This is a genomic window from Desulfosarcina sp. BuS5 (genome assembly GCF_028752835.1).
Lineage (GTDB): Bacteria > Desulfobacterota > Desulfobacteria > Desulfobacterales > BuS5 > BuS5.
Genome location: NZ_CP087952.1, coordinates 353,642 through 373,710, shown reverse-complemented (window position 1 = coordinate 373,710; position 20,069 = coordinate 353,642). Strand labels below are relative to the sequence as shown.

The 20,069-nt window shown below is 39.6% G+C and carries 22 protein-coding genes and 1 tRNA gene; 14 read left to right on the top strand and 9 right to left on the bottom strand.

The window, feature by feature from the left end:
* The first annotated feature begins 21 nt into the window (after positions 1-21).
* On the top strand, positions 22-2,301 hold the full coding sequence (gene pabB, locus BuS5_RS01805; protein WP_051374749.1) for an aminodeoxychorismate synthase component I: 2,280 nt from the start codon (positions 22-24) through the stop codon (positions 2,299-2,301).
* Positions 2,302-2,320: 19 nt separating this feature from the next.
* Here pabB and BuS5_RS01800 read toward each other — a convergent pair whose 3' ends face one another.
* Positions 2,321-2,770 (bottom strand): Hsp20/alpha crystallin family protein, encoded by a 450-nt coding sequence (locus tag BuS5_RS01800; protein ID WP_051374748.1) that lies wholly within the window; start codon positions 2,768-2,770, stop codon positions 2,321-2,323.
* Positions 2,771-3,017: 247 nt separating this feature from the next.
* Between BuS5_RS01800 and BuS5_RS01795 the strand changes: the two genes are divergently transcribed.
* The 3 genes from BuS5_RS01795 (at position 3,018) to larE (ending at position 5,341) form a co-directional block, all read left to right on the top strand.
* A complete protein-coding gene (locus tag BuS5_RS01795) occupies positions 3,018-3,545 on the top strand; it encodes a hypothetical protein (protein ID WP_232223039.1) in 528 nt (175 codons plus the stop codon).
* 77 nt (positions 3,546-3,622) lie between these two features.
* Positions 3,623-4,489, top strand: coding sequence for a DMT family transporter (locus BuS5_RS01790; RefSeq protein WP_027353791.1), 867 nt, complete (start codon positions 3,623-3,625; stop codon positions 4,487-4,489).
* The gene (larE, locus tag BuS5_RS01785; protein ID WP_051374747.1) at positions 4,490-5,341 is read left to right on the top strand and encodes an ATP-dependent sacrificial sulfur transferase LarE; all 852 of its coding nucleotides are present in this window, start codon (positions 4,490-4,492) and stop codon (positions 5,339-5,341) included. It begins immediately after the preceding gene.
* 14 nt (positions 5,342-5,355) lie between these two features.
* On the opposite strand, the gene BuS5_RS01780 is transcribed toward larE, so the two are convergent.
* Positions 5,356-5,432, bottom strand: a tRNA-Pro gene (locus tag BuS5_RS01780).
* 117 nt (positions 5,433-5,549) lie between these two features.
* Here BuS5_RS01780 and BuS5_RS01775 point away from each other — a divergent pair.
* The 5 genes from BuS5_RS01775 to BuS5_RS01755 all read left to right on the top strand — a co-directional run bounded on the left by BuS5_RS01775 (position 5,550) and on the right by BuS5_RS01755 (position 7,568).
* Entirely contained in the window at positions 5,550-5,834 is a 285-nt protein-coding gene (locus tag BuS5_RS01775; protein WP_027353789.1) for an ATP-binding protein, read from the top strand.
* Between the two features lie 60 nt (positions 5,835-5,894).
* Entirely contained in the window at positions 5,895-6,071 is a 177-nt protein-coding gene (locus BuS5_RS01770) for a hypothetical protein (protein WP_157487374.1), read from the top strand.
* A gap of 80 nt (positions 6,072-6,151) precedes the next feature.
* The gene (locus tag BuS5_RS01765) at positions 6,152-6,580 is read left to right on the top strand and encodes a secondary thiamine-phosphate synthase enzyme YjbQ (RefSeq protein ID WP_051374746.1); all 429 of its coding nucleotides are present in this window, start codon (positions 6,152-6,154) and stop codon (positions 6,578-6,580) included.
* Position 6,581: 1 nt separating this feature from the next.
* On the top strand, positions 6,582-7,040 hold the full coding sequence (locus BuS5_RS01760) for a cereblon family protein (RefSeq protein ID WP_051374745.1): 459 nt from the start codon (positions 6,582-6,584) through the stop codon (positions 7,038-7,040).
* A 186-nt stretch (positions 7,041-7,226) separates the two neighbouring features.
* Positions 7,227-7,568, top strand: a complete 342-nt coding sequence (locus BuS5_RS01755) for an Mth938-like domain-containing protein (RefSeq protein WP_027353786.1) — start codon at positions 7,227-7,229, stop codon at positions 7,566-7,568.
* Positions 7,569-7,580: 12 nt separating this feature from the next.
* Here BuS5_RS01755 and mltG read toward each other — a convergent pair whose 3' ends face one another.
* Positions 7,581-8,618, bottom strand: coding sequence for an endolytic transglycosylase MltG (gene mltG, locus BuS5_RS01750; protein ID WP_051374744.1), 1,038 nt, complete (start codon positions 8,616-8,618; stop codon positions 7,581-7,583).
* 502 nt (positions 8,619-9,120) lie between these two features.
* Between mltG and BuS5_RS01745 the strand changes: the two genes are divergently transcribed.
* Positions 9,121-10,278 carry a radical SAM protein gene (locus BuS5_RS01745; protein ID WP_027353784.1) on the top strand — a complete coding sequence of 386 codons (1,158 nt, stop codon included), beginning with the start codon at positions 9,121-9,123 and terminating at the stop codon, positions 10,276-10,278.
* Here BuS5_RS01745 and BuS5_RS01740 read toward each other — a convergent pair.
* On the bottom strand, positions 10,271-10,978 hold the full coding sequence (locus tag BuS5_RS01740; protein WP_051374743.1) for a lytic transglycosylase domain-containing protein: 708 nt from the start codon (positions 10,976-10,978) through the stop codon (positions 10,271-10,273). The genes BuS5_RS01745 and BuS5_RS01740 overlap by 8 nt on opposite strands.
* A 20-nt stretch (positions 10,979-10,998) precedes the next feature.
* Complete coding sequence (locus BuS5_RS01735; RefSeq protein WP_157487373.1) at positions 10,999-11,175, bottom strand: hypothetical protein; 177 nt, start codon at positions 11,173-11,175, stop codon at positions 10,999-11,001.
* Positions 11,176-11,444: 269 nt separating this feature from the next.
* Here BuS5_RS01735 and BuS5_RS01730 point away from each other — a divergent pair, with 269 nt between their 5' ends.
* Positions 11,445-12,302, top strand: coding sequence for an amidohydrolase family protein (locus BuS5_RS01730; RefSeq protein WP_027353783.1), 858 nt, complete (start codon positions 11,445-11,447; stop codon positions 12,300-12,302).
* Here BuS5_RS01730 and BuS5_RS01725 read toward each other — a convergent pair.
* Complete coding sequence (locus BuS5_RS01725) at positions 12,292-12,942, bottom strand: TIGR00730 family Rossman fold protein (protein ID WP_027353782.1); 651 nt, start codon at positions 12,940-12,942, stop codon at positions 12,292-12,294. The two genes, BuS5_RS01730 and BuS5_RS01725, sit on opposite strands and share 11 nt — an antisense overlap.
* Before the next feature lie 53 nt (positions 12,943-12,995).
* Positions 12,996-13,214, bottom strand: coding sequence for a UXX-star selenoprotein family 1 (gene uxx1 / locus BuS5_RS01720; RefSeq protein ID WP_274427960.1), 219 nt, complete (start codon positions 13,212-13,214; stop codon positions 12,996-12,998).
* A gap of 304 nt (positions 13,215-13,518) precedes the next feature.
* Between uxx1 and BuS5_RS01715 the strand changes: the two genes are divergently transcribed.
* From BuS5_RS01715 to BuS5_RS01705, 3 genes are all read left to right on the top strand, one after another.
* Positions 13,519-14,688 carry an MFS transporter gene (locus BuS5_RS01715; protein ID WP_027353781.1) on the top strand — a complete coding sequence of 390 codons (1,170 nt, stop codon included), beginning with the start codon at positions 13,519-13,521 and terminating at the stop codon, positions 14,686-14,688.
* Positions 14,689-14,818: 130 nt separating this feature from the next.
* On the top strand, positions 14,819-16,471 hold the full coding sequence (panP, locus tag BuS5_RS01710) for a pyridoxal-dependent aspartate 1-decarboxylase PanP (protein WP_035265280.1): 1,653 nt from the start codon (positions 14,819-14,821) through the stop codon (positions 16,469-16,471).
* Between the two features lie 44 nt (positions 16,472-16,515).
* Positions 16,516-17,391: an MBL fold metallo-hydrolase gene (locus BuS5_RS01705; RefSeq protein ID WP_051374742.1), complete on the top strand. Its 876-nt coding sequence runs from the start codon at positions 16,516-16,518 to the stop codon at positions 17,389-17,391.
* A gap of 59 nt (positions 17,392-17,450) precedes the next feature.
* On the opposite strand, the gene BuS5_RS01700 is transcribed toward BuS5_RS01705, so the two are convergent.
* Both BuS5_RS01700 and dapB read right to left on the bottom strand, forming a co-directional pair.
* Positions 17,451-19,220 carry an extracellular solute-binding protein gene (locus tag BuS5_RS01700; RefSeq protein ID WP_051374741.1) on the bottom strand — a complete coding sequence of 590 codons (1,770 nt, stop codon included), beginning with the start codon at positions 19,218-19,220 and terminating at the stop codon, positions 17,451-17,453.
* A 1-nt stretch (position 19,221) separates the two neighbouring features.
* A complete protein-coding gene (gene dapB / locus BuS5_RS01695; RefSeq protein ID WP_027353779.1) occupies positions 19,222-20,049 on the bottom strand; it encodes a dihydrodipicolinate reductase in 828 nt (275 codons plus the stop codon).
* Positions 20,050-20,069: the final 20 nt, after the last annotated feature.

Genomic DNA, 20,069 nt, shown 5'->3' with positions numbered 1-20,069 from the left:
TACGCACGGATTGTTATTAGCATGGATAAAATAAAAAAAATTATTGGCCGACTTACCGATATTTATACCGAACATATAAGCCTGGATGAAGATTTTATCTCTTTTGCAGCGCGGTTTGCGCATAAACCAGGTACGGTGATATTAATGAGCGGAGGTGATCTTGACTCTGCACGGTACCACATAATTGCCGCAAAGCCCTGGCTGAGTTTTAAATGTTTTCGAGACGCAATAAGTATCAGCATAAATGGGCAGATATTTAATTTTACAGGACACCCTTTTGATATTCTAAGAGAAATTGTCAATCATTACAGTTTGCAAGTCAGTCAGCTTGATCTTGCCGGTCTACCTGAACCGGTTTACGCCGGCCTTTTTGGTTATCTCTCCTATGATCTTAAAGATATTCTTGAGGAACTTCCACGCACTTCCAATGATGATATACAGCTCCCGCATTCAGTTTTTTTTGCGCATTCAATTATAATAGTACAGGATAAAACAACCAGTACCATCACCCTCTGTATTCCGGTACTACAAAATAAAGGGAGCTCAAGTTTGTATGCAACCCTTGACAGCTTCAGAAAAACTATTATTGCGGACCCATTAATAAAAAAAAGTTTTTCAGGCGATGCAGCCGGGTTTAAGTCAAATTTCAACAAGCCGGAATATATTGCTGCAATCGAGAAAATCAGGGAGTATATTGCAGCCGGCCATGTGTATCAGGTAAATATGTCACAGCGTTTTGAAATGGGCTTTACCGGTGATCCCTATTCCCTTTTTAAAACGCTATACAGGAATAACCCGGCTCCATTTTTCAGTTTCATTAATGCCGGCGATCATCAAATAGTTTCCACCTCGCCGGAAAGATTTCTTAAGCTAAGGGGAGACATTGTCGAAACAAGACCCATCAAGGGGACAAGACCCAGGGGTAAAACTAAAAAGGAAGATCATGAATTAAAAAATGACCTGCAAAAAAGCACAAAGGATGACGCCGAACTCTCCATGATAGTCGACCTTTTGCGCAATGACATCGGCAAAGTCTGTGCTGCCGGGTCAGTAAAAGTGAAACAGCATAAAATGCTTGAAGCATACAGTAATGTTTATCATCTTGTTTCCATTGTTGAGGGGAGGCTCGACACAGGCAGGGATGCGATAGATCTAATTGCAGCCACATTCCCCGGTGGGTCAATTACAGGCTGTCCCAAGATCAGGGCCATGGAGATTATTGATGAACTGGAGCCGCACAGGCGTCACATATATACCGGTTCCATAGGTTATATCGGTTTTTCAGGCTCCATGGATTTATCAATAGCAATCCGCACGGCAACCGTATATAAAGATAAAATCTTTTTCTCTGCCGGAGGGGGGATTGTATTCGATTCCGATCCCCTGGATGAATTCAATGAAACCATTCATAAGGGACGGACGTTGATGGAGGTTTTCAGGGACAAAGTAAAACAGGCTGAGCCTGAAGACTATCTCTGGATCAACGGGAAACTTAAACCTGTTAAGGAGGCATGCGTATCTGCAACTGACCAGGGGCTCTTATTCGGATTCGGATTTTTTGAAACCATCAGGGCGGATAAAGGGGAAGCGCTTTACCTTGATGAGCATATGGCAAGATTTAACAATACCTGGGAGAATCTTTTTGAAAGCAGACCGCCTGATCTCACATGGTCTTCGATTATTAATGCGGTTATAGCAAAAAACAGGTTAACCGATAAAACTGGGGCCATCAAGATTCTTGCCACCCGGGGAGACAGGGAAACGCCCCCATTTAATCACACACTTATGGTAATGGCCAGGCCTTATACCCACAGGCTTGCGGGAAAAAAATCGCCGGGAATTAAATTATTAACATATCCCGAAGCCCGTCAGTCTCCACTTGCTTCTCACAAAACGCTTAATTATTTGTATTATCTCCTGGCCGGCAGATGGGCAGTGAAAATGGGAGCAGACGAAGCCCTGATATTAAATCCGGACGGAACAGTTTCTGAAACAAACACAGCTAATATAATGCTGATTTCGGGAAAAAAAGTATTAATCCCTTTTTCCGAACATGTTTTGCCGGGTATAATGCAAAAAGCGCTTTGCGACGTTCTGCTTGAATGGGGATACAAGGTTGAGAAAAGAGTTTTAAAGCCTGAAGATCTTTTGGCAGGGAAAGAAGTTATTATATCCAACTCCCTGATAGGGGCGGTTCCTGTTTTAAGCATCGACAATCAAAATATGCCCGGGCCGACGGATTTATGTGAACGCATCAACAGGGTATATAAAAAGGGCGGCTCTATTGAGCCGCCCCTGTGATAAGGGATTGGAATAAAGATTAATTAATAGTAATCTGGTTCGGTTTCTGCTCTTCAGGTTTCGGTATTTCAATCTTGAGTACGCCTTCCTTATAATCCGCACTAATTTTATCAGCAGCAACTGAAGCAGGCAGGGTGAAAGATCTCATAAATGAGCCGCGCACCCGCTCTCTTTTATAGTAATTCTCCTCCTTGACTTCATTATCATCGACTCTTTCACCTTTAAGGGTCAGCACTCTGTCTTTATAATCTATGCTGATATTTTTTTTATCGACACCCGGAAGATCAGCCTTTATTACTATACTTTCATCATTATCAATAATGTCAACTACGGGATTCCAGCTATGGCCTGTAAGTTCATCGTTTACAGCACCGCTGCCCTTGAAGAAAGTGTCATTAAACATCCGATTAATACGATCCTGCAGGACAGGCAAATCACCCAAACGGTTCCATCTGGTAAGTTCCATCATAATTACCTCCTTTTGTTAGATATATATAATATTTTTATTAAACATCATTTTTTCTTGCTTTTAAAATAAACATTATTTATTATGCGTCAATATTAATTTTTATTTTTTTTATTTCATTATTATAATTCATTATTCATTTTTAGTAATATTAAAAAGTCGCGCGATGACCATAAAAAATAATAAACGACCCAATCAAATTATTTCATTACCAGGTCCCTTCATCTCAGACCTGAGGGGCAGGCAATCGGTGAGAGCCACATTTAAACTGACGGCCAGGGCTATCAGTGTTTTAAACACAGTTTCAATTCACCTTGGCATAAAGCAAAAATCTCTGTTTGATCATCTTATGGAAGACCGTCAGACATTACATGCGATTGCCAAAAAACTTGAACTGCGGCATTTTAATGCTATGCAACGTATTCAGAAAACATTTGTTTTGAGCAGGAGAACACTTGCCTCATTATGTGACGCGGCTGAAGATTCAGGAGCGCCGCGGGATGCGCTTGTAGAATATTCAATTTGCAGACTTGAATCCGTTCTTTCAGATGAACTGAAAAAACAGAAAATAAGAAAACAGATTCAAAGCAGACTGGCAGAACAAATAAATAATATGAAAAAAATACTTAAAGATTCACAGAAAATGCTGGGAAATGGCGACCCGCTTTGCAGAAATCTTGAAAATATGACAGACGCCTGCATAAGCGCATATAATGATTTAGGGTTATTTGTTGACAAAGGAAAAATAATAGAAGAATTTGATTATCCTTCTTCTTAATATCAAGACTTGACATCAAGACTTAACCCTTTCAGGGTGGGTGGCAAAAAACCGGGGATGCTCCCTATGAATATATAATGATCTGGATAAGCTTAATATTATGTTCGGGATTTTTCTTTTCACTTAATCACATAGTAAGAAAAAAAATACTGAAAAATGCCGACGTAACCGATATGATGATATTAACAGGCAGCTTCGGTTTTTTTTGCCTGATTCCATTTGTTGGAGAAGTCGATTTCGGAATCTCATCAGCCAATATAATCCTTATTTCGATAAATGCCGTTTTTGCGTTCACTGGATCATACCTGCTTAATATAGCATATAAACACTGTGAAATATCAACTGTTTCACCGCTGCTTAATTTCAACCCGCTTTTAGTTATTTTGTTGTCATACTTTCAGCTAGGGGAGGTACTAAACAGTCAACAGTTTGCCGGAGTTATGTTGATTTTATCAGGCGGTTATATAGTTACTCTCAAAGAAATAAGAAATTTTTTCAATCCCTTTACCGCCCTGCCGGCTAAATATTTTCTTATCGTGCTGGCAACCCTGGTTTTATGGAGTTTCTGCCCGGTAATAAACAGGGTGGTATTATTTGAAACAGATGCCATGACGCATATATTTTTCTTTGCAATGTTTATCTTCATTATACAATTGGTTTTAATAATTGCCATGAACAGATACAAGCGTGTGGCATCATTGGCAAAAAAGCAGTGGTTCCTTATTATTATAGCTGGAGGCTTCTGGATTATCAGTGACTTTCTGCATCTTAAAGCACTCGCGGTTCCGGCTGCCGTTGTTTCACTGGCAATACCGGCCAAACGATTGTCAAACCTTTTAACGGTCGTGCTCGGGGGAACAGTATTTAAGGAAAAGAGCCTGGTTGTTAAATCAATGGCCTGCATATTCATGATTGCCGGTCTGTACGTTATTGGTATAAATTAAATGACTTGCAGCAAAACAGACGAAGCGCCAAACTTGCCTGAAATACTTCGGGAAAAGTATGATCGCCTCAGGCAGATCATCACCAGGGCAGGAGATGCCGCAATCGGATTTTCAGGTGGGGTAGATAGTACTTTTTTATTAAAAGTATGCGCAGAAATTCTTGGGGAACTTGGAGAAAGGCTCCTGGCAATAACCATTAAATCAGAGGTGATTCCTGCAAACGAGGTTAATTCCGCCCATGATATTACCGAAACTATGGGTGTCAGACATATCATCTTGAAAGAAAATGTGCTTGAGCTGCCGGGATTTGTTCAAAATCATCCTGACAGATGCTATATATGTAAAAAAGCAATCTTCTCACAAATCAAAAAGAGAGCGGAACTTTACGGAATCCGCAATTGTTTTGATGGCGGCAATATTGACGATGCTGCGGATTTCAGACCCGGACGAGTCGCCCTTAACGAAATAGGTATCCGCAGTCCCCTGGCAGAAGCCGGATTTCTTAAAAGCGATATTCGAGTTGTATCCGAAGCCCTTAAACTGCCCACATGGGATAAACCGGCTTTAGCCTGCCTGGCAAGCCGATTCCCATATTATACCGAAATAACAAAGGATGCCTTAAAACAAGTGGAAAATGCCGAAGCATTTCTCGAAAAACTAGGAATGTATATTTTCAGGGTAAGGCATCATGGTATATTAGCAAGAATAGAACTGGGAGAAAGAGAAAAAAAAATATTGCTGAAATTTGATCTTTGCACAAAAATCGTTAAGCATCTTAAAAACCTGGGATATAAATATGTATCTCTCGACCTGGAAGGGTATCGCACCGGCAGTATGAATGAAGTTCTTTAAGGCTTTACTAAAAATGGTCGGGGCGAGAGGATTTGAACCTCCGACTTCCTGCTCCCAAAGCAGGCGCGCTGCCAGGCTGCGCCACGCCCCGTTTCTTTTTCGTAAAGTCTATAACATGCTTTTTGAGTCCATTCAAGCGTATAAAAATAATAATTTATATTATACGGCCTAATGGAACTTAACATGGAGGGCTTCCATAGAAACTGCCGTGGAGGCGTTAAAGAAAGGAGTATATGACTATATAAAAATAACAACAAAACTCGAACCGGAGTTATTAAATATTCATTGTGCGTTAATCCATATCAGCAAAGTGCTGATGAACCTTGTGCTCAATGCCGTAGAGGCAATTGAATGCAATGGAGATATCACAATAACTACCCGGAACAAATATATAGACCACCCCTTGATGGGATATGATGAGATAAATCCTGGAGAATATGTTCTGTTAACAGTTACCGACAACGGTATAGGTCTTTCACCAAAGGATCTGTGAAGAATCTTTCAGCCTTTTTATACAAAAAAAGTTATGGGCGGAAGCGGGACAGGACTTGGTATGGCGGTTGTATGGAATATTGTTAAAGATCTTGATGGAGGAATAGATGCAATAACCAGCGCAAAAAGGACTGCTTTTCAAATTTATTTCCATATTACCAGGGATAAAATAACGGAAACCAATCGCGGGAATAGCATAGCTCTGGAAGAGATAACCGGTAATGGAGAACCCTGGTGATCTATGATGACGACAACCGTAGAAAATACCATGCGGTATTATGAACAAGTTTGGTTAGTAACTCTAAGGAGCTATAGAAATTGAGCATAACTATTTTTACCGACAGAATTTCCATTACCACTAAAACCGGCCTGGATATTGTGAACATAACATTCAGGCTCACAGATTCTCTAAAACAGTCAAAGATAATTAACGGATCACTTAATGCCACGGTGATCGGATCCACCAGTTCTGTTACAACAATCGAATTTGAACCTGGTGTGGTCAATGATCTGAAAAAAGCGATTACAAGGTTTGCGCCTCCGGATATTGAATATGATCATGAAAAAGCATGGTATGACGGGAACGGGCATAGTCATGTGCAGGCGGCACTGCTCGGCCCGTCAATTGCTTTACCGGTTCGTGACGGACGTTTGACCCTGGGAACATGGCAACAGGCTGTCATTATAAATCATGATAACAGGGCAAGAGAAAGAGTGGTGGATATAACAATAATCGGTACTGCTTGAAATGTCGTTTTTTTTTTATATGATTGACGGATTCCACCCAACGGACTTCTATTGTCCTGATATTTTCAAGTATGATCAGGAAGATAAGAATCCGGAAGCGATCAGGGATTTAAACTGGATAGAGGAAGAAGAAGAAAAACCACGCAATGAAAAAGCGCTACTTTGCAGGCAATGCTTATTGACAATAACAAACAGGTCGGAACTTATTGAAGTGGCGGGGGCTTATGAGCATACTTTCGCGAATCCCCAGGGCGTTGTATTTCAAATAGGATGTTTCGGGTCGGCGAAAGGATGCGGGCATGTCGGACCTGCAACAGAAGAGTGGAGCTGGTTTAAAGGTTTCCGCTGGCAAGTTGTTCTATGCGGCATGTGCCTTACACACCTTGGATGGTATTATACATCAAAATCTATGAATAGTTTCCATGGGCTTATATTAGATCGCTTAATCGACTCATCTTAATCGACTATAGATTTTCAGATAATTACTCGATTTTAAAATTTGGCCCAAGGCCAGAGGGAGTAGGGGTTCAAAATCTTGAACCCCTACTCCGACGACCGATAACGCAGTGAAATTATTTATGAAAACATCTATATATAGACTTTCCCTTTTGCACAAGCTACTCATAAGGAAAGCGGCTTTTCAATTATGATAGAACAATATTCTTTCGGAAAAATAGCAATAAAAGGAAGAGTTTACACAAATGATATTAAAATTATTTGTGGAAGAGTAGTGCCTGACTGGTGGAGAAAAAACGGACATAGGGTGGACATTGATGACATAGCCGATATACTAAAAAAAAATACTGATATTCTTGTGCTGGGAAAAGGGAAACCAGGCCTCATGAAATCTACCGATTCATTACGTAAGTTTCTTCAAAAAAAAGAGATTGAACTGATAGAAGTGAGTACTTCCAAAGCTGTCGATACATTTAACAAACTATTAAAAGAGGGGAAAAGAGTATCGGCAGGATTCCATTTAACATGCTGACAGACTAAAAACCTACCTTTTTTTTATTTGATACCTATAAACCGCCTTGTTATGCTCTCTTAGATTGGTAGAAAATTTGTGAGTTTTATCTTTTTTGGAAACAAAATATAGAAAATCGGTCTCAGCCGGGTACAGGGCTGCTTCCAGAGCTTTCAGCCCCGGGTTTGAAATCGGCCCTGGAGGAAGTCCCCTTATAAGGTATGTGTTATAAGGAGATGGTTTTTTAAGATCTTTTTTTGTAATATTACCGTTAAACCCATCTATACCGTAAATAACGGTAGGATCACTTTCAAGGCGCATATTTTTCTTTAATCTATTATGGAAAACCGACGAGATGATCGGACGTTCCTCCGACGCACCGGTTTCTCTTTCAATAATCGATGCCAGGGTAACAATCTGGTGGATTGAAAAACCGAGTTTTTCCGCCTGTTTTGCAAATTCATCCGTAAAGATGGTCTGGAACCGGTTGACCATTGTTGATATTATTGTTTTAGGAGTCGTATTTTTGGGAAAATAGTATGTATCCGGAAAGAGGTATCCTTCAAAAGTATTGGCGTTAATCTTCATTTGCGCAGCCAAGGAAGAATTTTTTGCGGCTTTTAAAAAGCTCTTTTCGTCTTCTATTCCTGCTTGAGATACTGCAGTGGCAATCTGTTCGATATTATAGCCTTCAGGAATGGTCAGTTTGTTTAAACGCACCCTGCCCTTTGTTATTATCGTAAGGATTTCAGAGGGTGTCATGGATGGTGAAAGGAGATATTCACCGAATTTTATTCTTTTATCATATCCTCTTATAACGGCCAGCAGTTTAAATCTGTACGAATAAGCAACAATCCCTGAGTTGCACAGTTCTTTAAAAACATCAGAAAAATTATGCCCCGGCATAATATTGACCAACTTTGTCGAATTATCGGAACCAAAGGGTCGGCCCGCATATAAATAAAGATCCAGAAACATTGCGGATACTACGGCTGCAAAGATCAATGTTATGAGTAAAAGTATCTTTAAAAAGCTATGCCTGTTTTGTTTTTCATTATGATGTTTTTTCAACAGTGGCCGCCTGGATTGTATTAATCAGAAATTTACAAACTGAATAACTGTTTGATATTGTGGATCATAGCGGATTATTGTGGAGATTCTATTTATTGAGCATATAATTAAACTTATGCCATCAGGTATTAGCTTTTAGCCGTTAATACCTAACAGCTAAAAGCTAAGCGCTAATAGCTGTTCATCATGGATTACCACACTAATCCGTGATGAACTGATATTGTTAACTTTGGTGGATTCGTCGCTACGCTCCTTAATCCACCCTACAATTTTATATAAAAGTTGGTAGTTTGTAGTGTGGATTAAGCGAAGCGAATCCACCAAAAAAAATTGATTGTTAATCAATTTTTTACCTATCAGATAATTATAATGAGGTAAAATGAGTTTGTAAATTTCTGATTAATAAATTGATAAAATATCTTTATCTGTTGTATAAAGCCATATGGTATCAATTTTTTAACAGAATATAACTTAATTTAATATAATAACAGAAAATTGTATAATGAATAAAAAAAATAAAACATATCAAGGGTTTGAACAGGGGCCGATAAGGCCGCCGAGTGAGGCTTACAGCCTTCTGATACGCGTGACCAGGAATTGCCCGTGGAACCGCTGTACTTTCTGTGGGACATACGGCAATTCCAAGTTTTCCGTACGCCCGATGGAAGATGTTATTAAAGATATTGATTCTGTTTGCAGACATGTCGAAAAACTGAAGTCTATCGCAGATCTTACAGGCCGCATAAGTCAGGCGGATCTCAGAGTAGCTTTGAAGAATCTTGAACAAGGAGAGCAGGATGCATTTTATGCGGCGGTTAACTGGTATGCCTGCGGCATGGAGTCTGTATTTATCCAGGATGCCAACAGCCTTATAATTAAGCCCGCTAACCTTGTTGAGATACTGCTGAAGATAAAAAAATGTTTCCCATGGGTTGAAAGAATAACCTCATACGCGCGATCACACACAATTTCACGCATCAAGGATAATGATCTTAAGTCGATAAGAATGGCCGGTTTGAACAGAATTCATATCGGCCTTGAATCCGGCTCCGATCCGGTTCTTAGTATGGTAAAAAAAGGTGTTAACAAGGAAACACACATAAAAGCCGGCCTAAAAGTAAAAAAAGCCGGAATGGAACTTTCGGAGTATGTAATGCCGGGCCTTGGAGGAAGAAAATATTCTCAAATTCATGCTATTGAAACAGCCGACGCTGTAAACAGGATAAATCCGGATTTCATCCGTTTGAGGCCGCTTGCAATCCCTCACAATATAGAGCTGTATAATGATTATAAATCAGGCCGCTTTGAAAAAGCTGATGATATAATGGTGGCGGAAGAGATCCTTCTTTTTATAGAAAACTTGAACGGGATTACCAGTGTTCTGAAAAGCGACCATATACTGAACCTTTTTGATGATCTGGAAGGCAAATTCCCTGATGATAAGGATAGACTGCTGGAGATACTGCGTACCTTTCTTGATATGGATCAACAGCGGCGGTGCTATTATATGGTCGGCAGAAGGATGGGTATTTTTAACAGGTTGTCCGATATGGAGAGCCCGCATAATATGGCTCGGGTGGAACAGATTTGTAAAGAAAATTCAATTACGCCCGACAATGTAAATAAAATTATCGATGAAGCGATGAAAAGGTTTATATAAACTGTTTTTTATAAATATCGTAATACTTGAAAACTTTGGTTATATAAAATTTTGTAGCTTTGAACGGCGGAACACCATTATACTGCCTTACGTTTCTGCTTCCGGCATTATAGGCGGCAAGCGCAAGCTCTACACTCCCGTCGAACTGCTTAAGTAGTTGTTTGAAATATCTAACTCCACCGTTTATATTATGTTCCGGATTAAAACTATCAACGACACCAAGCCGCTTGGCAGTTCTTGGCATTAACTGCATAAGACCCCGTGCACCTTTTTTGGAAAGCGCTTTGGGGTTATGTCCCGATTCGGCCATGATTATCGCTTTAATCAGTGCGGGTTCAACCTGATATAATTCCGCAGCCTGGACTATCAGCATATCGAATGGACCGGCATATTTTTTATCATGTGAGTCATATCCGGGCTTTGCTTGATTATCTGTGTAACCGGTTTTTAAATCTGCTGTTTTAGGCACTTCTGTAATAGTATGATTACTGCTGACAGCTATTTCATCTTCATTGGTTGTAATATGAGCCACTGCTATAATGCTGGATAGAGCAATTTTGGAATCCATGGAACCTGCCACAGCAGAATTTGTACTATTATATGTTTTTTCGGGAAAGACAAGAATGCCGGCAATAATAAAAATCGAAACCCAGCAATTCATGACTAAAATAAGTCTGTTTACAATAAACCTTTTATTCATTATGTAATCCTATATATGTGTTAATTCTTTCTTTTTTTCTTTGTTCCTGCTATAAAAATCAAGCTTAAACCTATGGTGAGCATTAACATTGGTTCTGATACAGAAACATATTTATTAATATAGGAAAACCCGCATGCGAGTCCCATAATACCTGGAACCGTTAAAAATATATATAAAAAAATTAAAAACTTTTTCATTTTAGCACCTCCCTGTTTTATATTATTAAGTGTTCTCAATGGTGCTACAAACTCCCTTATCTGTTTAGAATAGCAAAGGATATGCCACCATTATGACATTAAACTATTTTACTATAATTTCAAGTAGTTATATTAAAAGTACGATACGACTCAAGCTGACTATCAAGAAATAAACTACATAATACTGCATAATAATGCATAATAATATATAATAGTTTACCTATTATAAGAAATAGTTTTCCATTTATATAATCATCAAGGAGATGATAATGAAAATAGATTTTCACACGCACATTTTTCCCGGTAAGATTCGTGACAACAGGGAAAAATACTTCCATGGCGAACCTGAATTCACTCTTTTATATGATTCGCCAAAGTCCAAAATTTCCGGGGCGGCAGAAATTGTTGAAACAATGAATGAACAGGGAGTCGATTTCTCGGTGACATTCGGGTTCCCGTGGAAGAATCCGGAAGTATATAAAATGCATAATGATTATATTATGGAAGCTGTTGAACGATACCCGGGCAGGCTTGCCGGTTTCGGCTGCTTTGATGTTATGGATGATGGGGCGGGCCAAGAAGCGGAACGATGTATTGAGGGGGGCCTTGCGGGAATCGGCGAACTTGCATTTTATGGTTCAGGAATAGATCGGGAATCTATTGAACGGCTGGAACCGGTTATGGAAATCTGTTTAAAAAAAAATCTGCCGGTTTTAATTCATACAAATGAGCCTGTGGGCCATAAATATCCGGGAAAAACTTCTAATACCCTAAAGCAGATATACAGCATGGTGAGGAGATATCCTGAAAACATAATCGTACTGGCGCACTGGGGCGGGGGGATATTTTTCTTTAGTACTCTTAAAAAAGAGGTTAAGGAAAGTTTGAAAAATGTATATTTTGACACAGCCGCCTCTCCCTTTCTTTATGATACCGATATATACAAGTATGCAAAAAAGCTTGCGGGGATAGACAAGATACTGTTCGGAAGCGATTTTCCGCTTATTAAACCTGCAAGATACTTCAAGGAGCTTGATAATACCGGACTTTCCAAAAATGATATCGACAAAATCTGCGGTCTTAATGCGGAAAGGCTTCTGAAACAGGCCGTACAGCCTAAATTATAATGATTTTCCGCACTGCTTTGACGATTTCTTCAGGTTCATCCATGACCTGAATAATTTCCAGATCTGCCGGTGATATCCTTTTTTCATCCTTTAACCTGGCCTTAATCCACTCCAGCAGGCCTGACCAATAATCAGAGCCCACCAGGATTACGGGCAAAGGTCGTATGCGGCGGGTTTGAATAAGGGTGACAGCCTCAAAAAGCTCATCCAGAGTACCAAACCCGCCCGGCAAAATAATATATGCCGTGGCATATTTAACAAACATCACCTTGCGTATAAAAAAATAGTTGAAATCTATTTTTCTGTTGGAATATACATTTGGTTCCTGCTCATAGGGAAGGATTATATTCATCCCTATGGAAACCCCTCCTGCTTCAGAGGCTCCTTTGTTGGCCGCCTCCATGATCCCTCCTCCGCCGCCGGTTATTACTGCAAAATCATTTTGAACGAAAAGCGCTGCGATCTTTTCGGCCATTTTATAAAAAGGATTATCAGGGGCTGTTCTTGCCGATCCGAAGATACTGACCGCCGGCCCAAGATCATGCAGAGCTTCAACCCCCTCGACAAACTCCCCCATAATCCTGAACAGACGCCAGGCCTCGCCGGCTTTAAAATCATCAATCAGATATTGTTTTTCCATGAATTCATATTGAGACTTTTAGGATCAGCATACATCTGATCTTATCATACGCCTCATGACCTTCCGTTAAAGCCTATTGAGACCTTATCTCCTTCAACGATAATCGGCACTTTACGCATTCCATTGGAATATTTCATCATACTGCTTAGTTTATCAGGATCGGAGAGCACATCAATATATTCCAAATCCTTATTTTTTTTTGCATAAGCTTCACGAGCCGCTATGGTGAAAGGTCAACCGTTCTTGCCGAAGATTAAAACTTTATCAGACATAACAAATTCCTCCAAATTTTGATTGCGAATTAATAAAACCGATTAGATATCAATATTCCATAGGTAATTTTTTTTCAATAATAAAAATTGCGATTTATTATACGATACCATAGATTACATTATGTACTATAGATTGTCAGATAATAACCTGATTTTAAAATTTGGCACAAGGCCAGAGGGAGTAGGGGTTCAAAATCTTGAACCCCTACTCCGACGACCGATAACGCATTGAAATTATTTATGTGACAATCTATATCAAAATATATAATTCAGAAAAAACAGTTCACGTATATGTTTAATATTCATGGTTCAAGATAAAAAAAATATATCAAACATAATTATAGGTTCACAATATTTTTTGTATTTTGGTGTGATGGGTATATCTTTACCCTATTTTAATCTTTATTGTTACCATATCAATTTAAGCGGCTTTGAAATCGGAATTTTGTCAGCCGTAAGATCCATGACAATGATACTGTTTCCCATAATTTGGGGAATAGTTGCCGACCGTTTTAGCGCAAGAAGGCATATTTACATCTTGTTCAATTTTTTAAGCGCCGGGATATGGGCATTCTACCTGTATACGGATAATTTCCATATAATGCTTTTAATTACGCTCTGTTACGGTGTTTTCTTTACCCCTCTCATATCTTTCCTGGAAGCCTTTACTATGGATATACTGGCCGGGGAAAAAAAAAGTTACGGCAAGATAAGAGTATGGGGCACAATAAGTTTTATTATAGTAACAACTATTCTGGGTGTGCTGATAGATTATTTTCCAATAAAAATTATAATTCTTCTCATTTTGGCCGGCTCACTGATTCAAGCTTTGATCTCAACCAAAATACCCAAAACTGCAACACAAAGAAATTTATCAGGGTCTATATTTAAAAAAAATGTAAACAGACGAATCATACTTTTTTTATTTTGTGGTTTTTTGATGCTGATGAGCCACGGCGCTTATTATGGTTTTTTTTCCATACATCTTGAGCACCTCGGATACGGCAATACTTTTATTGGAATAACCTGGGCTCTGGCTTCAATTTCAGAGATGCTGGTTATGATAAATTCCGGCAAGATTTTCAAAAGTTTTACCCTGGAAAAAGTTCTTGTATTCTCTTTTCTTGCAGCAGCATTAAGATGGTTTATCCTCTATTGCGCCGAGTCGCCCGGTCTCATTCTTTTTTCACAGATTTTTCATGCCATAACTTATGGCACATTTCATATGGCGAGTATTCTGTACATTGATCTCTTAACCGACGATTTCAACAAAACTTTCGGGCAGGCAGTCAATAATGCCGTTTCATACGGTCTGGGAATGATGGTTGGATTTTTTTTGAGCGGCTATTTGTACGAAAGCGCCGGCTCGTCATTCCTTTTTCTAATGAGCAGCATTATGGCTTTGAGCGGAGGAATTGTGCTATGGTGTTTCGGTTTTTTAACCGAAAAGCCTGTAAAGGGTTATTTATCATAAAATCCGATTCCCGATCCCATTAATAAGTTGCTCTTTACAGGTTGTTGTTATAATTATCCCTTCATAATTTTTCTGATAACCATACCTTTTGAAAGCTTACTTGGTATAAGCGTTATATTAACATATTATTATGCATAATAAAAAAACAGGCCCAAACAAAGAAAAAAAAAAATTAGTAGCAGACTGGTCGTCTCTTATAAGGGTATTCCTAAGGCCGGAAAATGAAACTTCCAGAAATACTTTAGTAAAATATATGCGGCCTATTCTTTTCGGATTACATGATTTTTTAAATCAACATGTGGGAGTCACCCGCAAGTTCAGCCTGAAGGATATGGCAAATTATTTTACAAGTTCCATACTGAGCGAACAACCCGAAAAAAAACTGGATGATGTTATAACGGATCTTATTGAAAATATTGCACCACATGCAGTCAACATAGCTTCTCCCTATTTTGTGGGCCATATGACGTCCGCCATACCATTTTTCATGGTACATCTTAAAACAATAGTTACCGCCCTTAACCAAAATGTGGTTAAACTTGAAACTTCAAAGGTTGTTTCGGTCCTTGAAAAACAGGTTATAGCAAAGATACACCGCCTGCTTTATCAAAAAGAGGATACTTTTTATGATGAAAATATCCAGAATGCCCATACAACGTTAGGCTGTTTTGTAGAGGACGGCACCCTGGCAAATCTTACCGCTATGTGGGTCGCCAGAGACAACCTGCTTCCCCCCACTAAAGAGGGGTTTGAAGGTGTTGAAAGTGAGGGCATCCTGGCTGTGTACAATGCTTACGGAATTGAAAGATGCGTTGTACTGGTCTCCAGACTGGGCCATCTTTCTCTCAGAAAAGCCGGAGGACTGCTGGGGATAGGCAACAAAAATGTTATTCCTGTAGATGTGGATGAACATAATAGAATAAAGCTCGATAGTCTGAATAATATCATTAAGGATATCAAGAAAGATGAAAAAAACACCAAAATACTGGCTATTGTAGGCATTGCAGGCACAACCGAAACCGGAACCATAGACCCCCTTAAAGAGCTTGGCAGTATCTGCGCTGAGAACAATATACATTATCACGTTGATGCCGCATGGGGAGGCCCGACAATTATGTCTAAAAAATACAGGCACCTGCTAAAAGGCATTGAACTTGCCGACTCCATAACAATAGACGGTCATAAACAATTATATATGCCGATGACATGCGGAATGGTATACTTTAAAGATCCGGCGCGCATGGACGCAGTCGCTTATCATTCAAACTACATAAACCGGCCTGGCTCTGTTGATCTGGGAATCAAATCGGTTGCCGGATCACGGGAAGCTAATTCCATAATACTAGACAGCGCGCTCAAGATAATGGGTACACAAGGTTACGCTCTTCTTATTGAACATAGCATAGAAACAGCGGTCAAATTTGCGCAAGAGATAAAAAACCGGCCTGACTTTCAGTTGATCACTGAACCTCAACTTAACATAATAACTTACAGAATATGCCCATTAAGTATACAGCAGCAACTTGATTACGCAGATCATGAGCAGCGGAAGGCCATTAACCAACGGCTTAATGAGATTACCCGGATAATTCAAATACTTCAAAGGGAGGCCGGCAATAGTTTTGTATCAAGGACGACTCTGCTCATCGGAAACAGCCATAAAGAAGAGATTGTTGTTTTCCGATGTGTGCTTATGAATCCTTTGACGGACATGACGATTCTGAGGAAAATCCTGGATGAACAGGAAAAAATTTATAGAATGATACTGCCTGAAGATAGATAGTAAGAATTGATTCCAAAAAATTTGTAAGGGGAACTGAAATTATAATGAAGACAAAATTGATTGAAATAAAACAGGATGATCCGGGCTTTAATTCATTTTTCGGGTCATGGCTCTGCAGTGATGATATCACCTTTATTGTCGATGTCGGTCCTGCCGGTTCGGCACAAAGACTTATAGATTCGTTACATTTCGAAAAAATAGAGAGGCTGGATTACATCTTTATTACACATATACATATAGATCATTGCGGCGCCCTGGCTGATATACTTGAGCAATTCCCAATGGCAAAGGCAGTCTGCCATGCCAAGGGTATAAAACATATTGTTGAACCTGAAAATCTTTGGAAGGGAAGCCTTAAAGTCCTCGGAGATATTGCCGAAATGTTTGGCCCTCCAGGACCGGTTGCAAGGGAGAAGTTAATCCCGCATACAGAAACAGATATAAAGAATCTTATGGTAATAGAAACACCCGGTCACGCAGCTCATCATCTGAGTTTCTGTTATAAAAATTTATTTTTTGCCGGTGAAGCAGGTGGTAATTATTTCCTAATAAACGGAGAGGAATACCTGCGCCCCGCCACACCGCCAAGGTTTTTTTTCGATATTTTCATAAAAAGTGTGGATAAGCTGCTGGCTTTGGATAATCAGCCTATCCATTATGCGCATTTTGGCAAAGCGGAAAGCTCTCACAGACTTTTAAACAGATTCAGGGAGCAGTTGTTTCTATGGAAAGATATTCTTACCGGAGAATTCCGAAAAGGCGGGGATGATTTTATAAACCGATCTATTGATGTACTGCTTGAAAAGGATTCCAACCTGGAAGTTTTTAGTAAAATGGCTGCCGGAACACAGAGACGGGAAAGAATTTTCCTGGGAAATGCGGTAAGGGGATTTGAGGAGTATTTAAGAAAAACTCTATAGTAATAACTTTATAAACTGAATAATTATTTGATATTATTAGCAAATAGAATAGGCTACCCCTATGGTTTGAACAGGTCATCAAAAACGATTGACCGCTCCTTTTGTGGCAATGGAGTCTCCTCTTCCATGGCATCCCGGAGATCGGCTTCCGAATCCTCATCAACCCACCAGTACCAGTATGCGCTTCTTTCATCTCCGTATTTTGAGAGTACAGTATCAGGGGTGCCGAAACGATTCCAATAAAGAAGACGGGTATAATTTATGTTCCATAATAGCACATATGGAAAATCCTCATAGACTAATTGATCTATTTTTCTGTATATTTTGTTTCTTTCTCCGATATTGAAATTTGACTTCTGTTCTTCTATCAGAAGATCTACTTTTTTATTCTTAAAACCTGTTATATTATTGCCGCCTTTCCTGTCCGCTTCCATTGATGACCACATCCCCTCGGGGTCTTTAAAAATTCCGGAACCCCAAACGGCCCATGTCATCTGGAAATTGAACCCATCCATGTCTTTTGCCCAGGCAGCCCAATCCTTTTTGTCTATAACTAACTCTATCCCTACATCTTTAAGGTCCTCGGCATAGATTGCAAGAAATTTCTCCGCAGAAGAACTCCTTGTTAAAAACTTGAATGAGAATTTTTTTTTATTTTTTTCAAGAAAGCCTGTCTCCGGATTAACAATCCATCCTGCTTTTTTCAGTAGTTCCCGTGCTTTTTCCTTATCCATTTTGATAAGCGGATTCGGGCAGGGTATATCTTTGGAATAAAGGTCTTCAAAATAAGATCTGTGTAAAAAATATTGATTATACATCAAAACACTGTTCATCTTTTTTCGGTCAAGCAACAGCGCCATGGCTTTGCGAACCCTGATATCATCAAAAGGCGGTTTCCTTAAATTCATGGCAAACCCCTGAAATCCTATGGGCTTATGGTTAAATATCTTCTGCTTTACAATCCGGTTTTTTAAAAATTTTTCACCTCCGGTTTCATTTATCCATATCCTGGAGGTATAAATAGGGAAAAGATCTATATTACCCTTTTTAAATGCTTCAAATGCATTTTCACGTTCCGCAAAAAATTTAAACTTAATCTGCTGAAAATTACCGGTTCCAAGTGAAGATTTGCTAGACCTGTTCCACCAGTCTTTGCGTCGCTCCATAGTTATGGAAACTCCTTCATCAATTTTTCCCAACATATAAGGGCCCGAAACAACAGGAAAAGCAAAATTAATTTTATTAAAATCCTTTTTTTTCAGAGCGTTCCGACACAGGATATGAAACCCTCCGACTACTCCAAGATTTTTCCAGTGAACATTTTCAGCAACAAACCTAATAGTATAATCGTCTATAACATCAGGCGGATGGAATCGTTCCATATCCACCTTATGAGGGCCTGTAAGATTTTTGGGGTCCATGATAATATCGTAAGTAAATTTGACATCAGAGGCTGTTACAGGGCTCCCGTCACTCCAGCGGGCTTTTTTGTTAATGGTAAAGGTAAATTCCTTTTTGTCATCCGATATTGACCAGGTTGATGCGAGGCCGGGTTCGTACTCCATGGTGACCGGATTCATGGAAAGCAGGGTTTCGAACATTGCTCCAAAAATTTCCGCAGACAAGACATTATTGTCAAGATAATAATTAAGGCTTTTAGGATACTGGCCTGCAAAAACAGAAATTTCTCCACCGGTCACCGCATCAGGGCCGGCAATCGGATTGGGTCGATCTTTCCATCCTTTTTCCGGAAAGCGCTGTTCCGCTGAAACAGATACTGTAACAGCAAGCAGCAATAAAAGCGCTGTGATTATTTTAATGCGTTTCATACTATTTCCTTAACACATCCATCATGCTGAATACCCGGCCATGTATGGACTCTTCAATTTTTTGATTTAGAAAAACCACAGCATCGAGCGTGCCTTGCACATAAACATCTCTGCCGTTAATATTATGGCCGAATTCAAATTTTACGGTTTTATCTTCTGATATAAGGGTATACTTATGATATCCATGCCCTCCCAGAAATTCCTCGGGCACGTCCCATACTTTTTTCTGGATCTCCGGATCACGCTCCTTGATTATATTCTTTTCAGAGCAGTTAACTCCCATATTCCTGAAACATTCAACAAGCGCTTTTGCTGTTCCGCTTGTGTCCGCCTTACCCTTCTGATGGCTCTCTTTTATTTCCAGCGAATAGCCTTTGAACAGACCTGGAAAAGCATCTGCGCACCATTCCATCATGGCCTGGAAACCCACAATCTGCTTGGCCATGTTTGGCGCAATTACAGCTGAAATAGATGCCTTAGCTACTGTGCCGGCCAACAGTTCTCTGTCACCTCCGGTTGTACCCATAACAAATGGGAGGCTATGCTTACAGTAAAATTCGGCATTGCCGTTCACAGCAGAAGGGTGGGTATAATCGATACTTATAAAAGCACCCTCTTTATCCTTAATGCCTATGATTGCCATAGCTCGTTCATCAGGGCGCAGCAACCTTACTGAAAAATCGTTTAGTTGATAATTATTCTCTGTAATTTCAGGGCCGGTCAAAGAATATGGAATCAGTTCAAATCGTTCATCCATCAGGGTATGTTTTGCCATAACAACCGCGACATTACCGGGTATTCCGTTAATCATGACTTTTATACGGTTCATAATCTGTTTCCTGATCTCCT